This is a genomic window from Pirellulaceae bacterium, from assembly GCA_029243025.1.
Lineage (GTDB): Bacteria > Planctomycetota > Planctomycetia > Pirellulales > Pirellulaceae.
In genome coordinates, this window is record JAQWSU010000047.1 from 125,123 (window position 1) to 131,122 (window position 6,000).

Genomic DNA, 6,000 nt, shown 5'->3' on the forward strand with positions numbered 1-6,000 from the left:
ATCCACACACACAAAAAAAAAGCCCGTCGCACAACACGACAGGCTCTGAAACCCAGAATGCTAATTAGCCGTTAAGAATCGCCACACTGGCCGAGCTGCTGCCAGCTTCAGCTGCAAGACGCAATTCCGTGGCACAAAGCCGCTCGCATCGATGGTGCAACGCGATCCTTTTCAACTGGTTCTGGCGAAAGAAAACGAAAATGCGACAAGGTTCGGCGAGAAAAAAACAGGCTGCAGCTATCGCAAAAGAGGTTCGAGTCATCATGGCTTGTATCTCCCTGGTCGCAAACAACGTTCTGAGGTGGCCGCAAAATCCCTACAACCGGCGCAACCTGAAAATAGTACCGTATCGCCTTGCCAATCCGTTACATCTTACAGTGGCTAAACCCCACTTTAATTAGCCCCAAACCGCATCGCCACGAAGATCAACGAAAAATGACAAGGCTCGCGAACAGCGACACAACCAACGCGCACAAACGTCACAACCAACCCCCAACCCAACGGAAAAACAAGAACGCAAGTCGTTCAAAAAAAAGACTTACAAGAAAACACAGCGGCCGATTACCGCTCCAGCAGCCAAGCTGCAAGACACCGAAAACAAATCAAGAAACCTCCCGTCCGGCAGGCCCGCAGCAACCCGCTTAGCAGACGGATTTAGCCGCCCAAGCCAGCTAATTCTCCACTCGACTCCGCCAAAGACCGCTCAACCTTCGAAGCCCCTCCCGCTGGCGACAGCGAACCCTTCTCAGTCGCGACCTCCGCAATTCACACAAAATCCGTGGCAATAATGCCTTCCCAAGATAAAACGTCACGATTCCCAAGAAAGGTAGCAGAAGAAAATACGGCAAAAGCGTCATCAATTCCACAAATCAATCTCACTGTTCACTGCTTGAAAAACCTAAACTACCGACAACCTCGTTCAGTTTACAGTAAAACAGTAAATCGGTCCCCACCGGCGCGTCTTACAGCCAAACACTTCAATGCCGTATTTCTTACTGCCACATTTTTCAGTGTACCAGGATTTGAGAAAGAAAGTCAACTACCTGAAGAAACTCTTACCAATCTCTTCGTATTCTCGTAGTTTCCCCCGCCATACGATTGGCCCCAAACCATTCCGCTCAACACTTTTCGAGGCGAATCGTCAATGGTCCCTGGTCAACGACCGAGCATTCGCGACCGATTGGAAAGCACCGGGAGCGGAATCCAAGCAGAAGGGCACTGCCGAGCAAGCTTCCGACCCAGCTGACCAATGACAATCGCCTGCAGACGATTCAAGTCCGCATTGAATTGCCGGCTGCGACAGGCGTTCCGCTCCTAGCCCAGAAACTAGTTACCGGGTGCGACCAACGCCTAATCATGAGTGGATCTTGCCAGCGATGCGAGGATCAGCAATCGCCTGGAAAAAGAGGCGGTAATACCAGACTCCGACCTTCAAACGGTCTCTCGATATTTCACCGAACTGAGAACCTCAAAAAGCGACTGAAAGTCGTCTTCTGGAATCGTGTTATTTGCAAGAGGAACCTCGGGAACAACCCAACCGTCGTTTGACACTAGCGGATTCCGCTTGAGTGCACGAATGAAACGTATCAGATCAATGAACGCCGACCGCCCCAAAAAACCCTCGTCAGAGGGTTGATTCAACAAACTACCTCGCCATTGATACCGTATAGTCTGAAGATTCATCTCTGACCACATTCGATTTCCAGAGTCCTCAAACGGGCCGATTACGAATCGCATGGCATTGGGCCCGACAAAGGTTGGCGGGAAGAACTGGCCTCGATTGCGATCGACAAGAAAGTCACGAGCATTGGCGGGAAGTTCAAATCCTTCGACCAGCACGTATTGTTTTTTGACCGGATCACCACACCCAGTGAAAGGACCAATATGGTCTGTTTCGAACTGTTCGGGATACGAAGAATCCGGCGAGACGAACTGTGCCAGCAGGTCGTCAAAACGTCGAATCACGGCGATATGCGCGCCCCTGTAATCGTTCGGTATGTTGCGCACATCGAGCGTTCGAGCGAGGGCCACATCCCGTTTAAACTGCGAAAATGGACTAACAACGTTGCGAGCAACCGTGTGAAAAAATACAAACTTGCCGAATTGACTCCAAATTCTCTCAGCTGCGACAGACAAACGGTTCGAAATCGGGACTGGCTCCCCATAAAGGAGACGCCAGGAAAAGCGTCTCGAATATGACTCGAACATAGGGCTCATCACATCTGCGCGTGAAAAGACCTCGACTTCACCGACGATTGGACAGTAAGAGAGAACCATCCCACATTTGAATTCGACTATCGATTTCGCGAGTTCGCTCATTGCGCTGAATGTGGTGTTGTCGCGAACAACAATTGCCAAATCAACATCACTAATCCCCGCAACATGCTCGTTTCGAGCATACGAACCTTTCAGCATCACAGACTCGACAACAGAAAACCTGCGGACCATCGCAAGAAATCTATTGAGTACGACCGAGTAAAAGACACGATAGCTGTGAGAGAACAGCGGAAACTGACATGTACTTTGTACGAATTGCTGGAGCATATGTCGTCGCCAGGTTTACCACTAAGCTTTGCCACAGAAACGCGATTCCAACACGATTTGAACGGATACTTCGGCAATTCGAAGTTTTACCACCGGTCAATATATTACGCCATTTCCAGAAGAATTCCAGAAACATCGCCAATAGGTAAAGAAATTCAACCATTGAACCAGTGCTTAAATTCTTAAACCCGTTGATCGATATCTATCGGCGTTACGCAATTTTTTAATGCGAACAGAGTTCGATCGGCAGAAAATTGCATTAGCCATCACAGTTCAATACATCACAGTTCAATACATCACAGGCGGCAAGTTGGTTATCGAGCAAAGGTAAGGTTAGGTCTCACCGATTTCTATTAATTAACAGACTGCAATTCGGCCAGAATTACGCGGCCGAACCCGACTTACTTTTCGTTCCCGCCATCATCTCTCATCGCATTTTTTTTGAAGATAGCCCTTACCTCATGTTACAGTGAAGCACCAGGGTTCTCCACTACCTCAACCTTGCCAAGTCGACTTATCATGGATCGCTCATTACGAATTCCTTCGCCGCCTCGCGATCGAAAATCTCCAGCGACCCCGATTTTGTTTGTTCATGTCCCCAAGACCGCTGGTACCGCGTTGTTTGCATTAGCAGCGAAAATCTACGGCAGAGTTCCTGGGCAAGTTGACCCTCGCGTGGTGCACCTCAAGATCAACTGGAATGAATCGGACGGTGGTTTCGACGTCGTCAACACGCTAGATAAACACAAGGGGTACCCAATACGTTTCATCAGCGGACATTGCAGCCATCAGCTTCGAAATCGACTCCCGTTTGATCCCATTATGATTTCGATGCTGCGAGATCCCAAGTCACGCGTGCTCTCTGCTTACAACAACATGCGACGAGATAAACAAAACGGATACCACGAGCTGGCAACGCGCATGTCGTTACCTGAAATCCTCGAAAAGCGAGCGATTCCGGAACTCGAGAATGGGCAGGTACGCCGGCTTGCCGGACTTCCGCTTAACATTGGCCCTCTCGATCAAGCACATCTGCAAACAGCCAAACGCCACATGGATCAAGAATACGCGGCGGTTGGACTGACCGAACGATTTGACGAGACTGTGGAACTCCTCCGCATTCTCCTTCGTTGGCCGCGGAAAGGGTATATGCCTTGGAACGTCGCTCCCCCGAGGCAAGCAGAATTAGAAATTTCCAGCGAAGCAAGGCAATTGATCGAAGACCGGAACGCATTCGACATCGACCTCTATGCGCATGCGGTACAACGTTTCGATCGCCAGATTGCGAGCCTCCAACCGGAATTTGACATCAGCGTCAAACGCACCCAGCATTACAACCAACACTGGTACCGTCACTGGCACCAGTGGGCGGTCACGCCTGTTCGCAATATCAAGCGGCTCATTGCCAGTCATCAGCGCGCGGGGCGTTGAAGATCCAGAACCGATGACATGCGGTCAGGAACAGGCTGCTCGTCGCAACACTTAGGGCGAATGGAAATAGATTGGCCATTTCTCCCACGACCGTATCTCAGCATCTGTCGACCGACCTTTTCTTTTGCCTTGGAAAACCGAAGTATCCAGACAACGTGATACCATCGATCGCGGCAAATACGAATCGTTTTTGCCTATGATCTGAGACGGTCAACCGGTCGGTGATTGCCATTGGCACAACGTAAACGCGATCCGATCAGACCAAGGCCAAGGAGCACCAGCACCAACGTTGATGGCTCCGGAACGACTTCAGCCTGAGGAGCACGTGGACCTTGCTCGAATCCCGCATCTGCAAAAGCCGCGACCAAGTCACTTGAACCAAAGCGCAGGTCACCGGTCCAATCCCCTTGAGCCCAATTAGCGTCTTGATCTTGCTCGTACTTGGCTTGAGTAAATACAGCCACCAAGTCACTACTATTGAATTCACCATCTAAGTTGGCATCACCAATCCAGCTATTACTAAGATCTTTTACCCAGACGTTGATGTCACCATCATTAACGAGATTGTCGGCATTGAGATCGAAGGAGGGCGTATTCGCACCGCTCGCCGATTCCGTCACCAGTAGATTGATGTCAGCGATATCCAAAACACCATCTGCGTTGAAGTCTCCGACAATTCCCTCTGCTTCGACTCGCTCTAAAGTCACACCATTGAGAATCGGCAAATTATCCGCTGCACGCGGGTTTCCACCACCCAGCTCGATCGTGAGCAAGTCGTCAGTGGCAGTAATCGTATTCGAGTAAACGCCTGCGGTGGTACCACCGTTTTGAATTCCATTCTGCAGATCAGGCAGATGGAGATTATCGACGACCATGTCACCTTCGATGAAAATGTCAAATCCTCGATCACAACAATTTTCTGCAAATAGCAGCTGCAACTTGTAACTCTGTCCAGCTTCAACATCTAAATCGACGGACAAGCCACTGCCGTAACGGATCGATCCGACGACACCGGCAAGCTCTAGATCGTCGTCGGATTCGCCAAAATTAGCTGGAAACCAACTTGGCAACTCACTTGTTGCATTGGAGATAATGACGCCAGGCGGATCGTCCAGATCCAAGGTTGCCTCTGCAAACTCGACATCCCCGACAACCGCCTCAAGCCCGCCAATGTTCAACGCGTAGGCAAAGTCGCCAACGAGGTCGAGCCCTTCGCCTTCGTCACCGCCAGTGAACGTCCCCAACGCTCCGGACAAAACCGTATTCTTTTCCGCACCCAAATCAGGAGCAAAATCAGACGTGCTGTATTTTCCGTAAAGGTATTCACGAACAGAGGTCATTTCAGACGAGGAGAGCACCCGATCATACACCAGCACCTCGGAAATCATTGCCGAGGCGGCTTCGTTCGCAAATTGCCCAAGGCTCCCCAACGCCAGTTGTCCCGGACTTCCCGTCGGAGATGGATCATTCGTGGCATCATGATTGTTGATAAAAAAAGTACTATCACCATCGATTGTCCCCGTGGCGTCAATCACAACTGGTCGGTTGAACTCAACAGGAACACTGCCCACAAAGCCACCGGCGAAGTTTGCAAAACTAGCGGACCAAGATCCATGCAACCAGTTGGCCGTTGCACTCTGCAAGGTGCGGCCGGCCGAAAGCGACTCCTGGGCCAGAAAGATTGAGTAAGGTCGCAACACCTCAAGAGCACTATCAACTAAGAGACCGGAACCCTCCGCACCGCCGTTAAACGAAAGTGCATTCTGTCCACCCAAGACGGAAGCTTCCAAAAAAGGACCATCGAAGTCAGCATAGGCGTGGAACTCGTTTCCACTTTTGTCGGCCCAGGCGAAAACTTCATCACCAATCGTCGCCGGCATCGACATACTGTCATCCTTAAATAAGGTCGACGCATCCGTCGCATCCAACCACAAGGATAAGCCATCTACAACACTCAACTCCGCCTGACAATAGGAAGTAAATGTCATGACAAAAACGAAAACGTAAAGGCTAACTTTTTTGACT

At 50.3% G+C, this 6,000-nt stretch carries 3 protein-coding genes; 1 reads left to right on the plus strand and 2 read right to left on the minus strand.

Annotation, left to right across the window (positions count from 1 at the left end; translation table 11 throughout):
- Positions 1-1,431 precede the first annotated feature (1,431 nt).
- Positions 1,432-2,448: a nucleotidyltransferase domain-containing protein gene (locus P8N76_23690; GenBank protein MDG2384691.1), complete on the minus strand. Its 1,017-nt coding sequence runs from the start codon at positions 2,446-2,448 to the stop codon at positions 1,432-1,434.
- A 615-nt stretch (positions 2,449-3,063) separates the two neighbouring features.
- Here P8N76_23690 and P8N76_23695 point away from each other — a divergent pair.
- Entirely contained in the window at positions 3,064-3,975 is a 912-nt protein-coding gene (locus tag P8N76_23695; protein ID MDG2384692.1) for a sulfotransferase family 2 domain-containing protein, read from the plus strand.
- A gap of 194 nt (positions 3,976-4,169) precedes the next feature.
- Here the strand turns inward: P8N76_23695 and P8N76_23700 are convergent.
- A partial coding sequence (locus P8N76_23700; GenBank protein MDG2384693.1) for a PEP-CTERM sorting domain-containing protein occupies positions 4,170-6,000 on the minus strand: 1,831 nt, incomplete at its 5' end.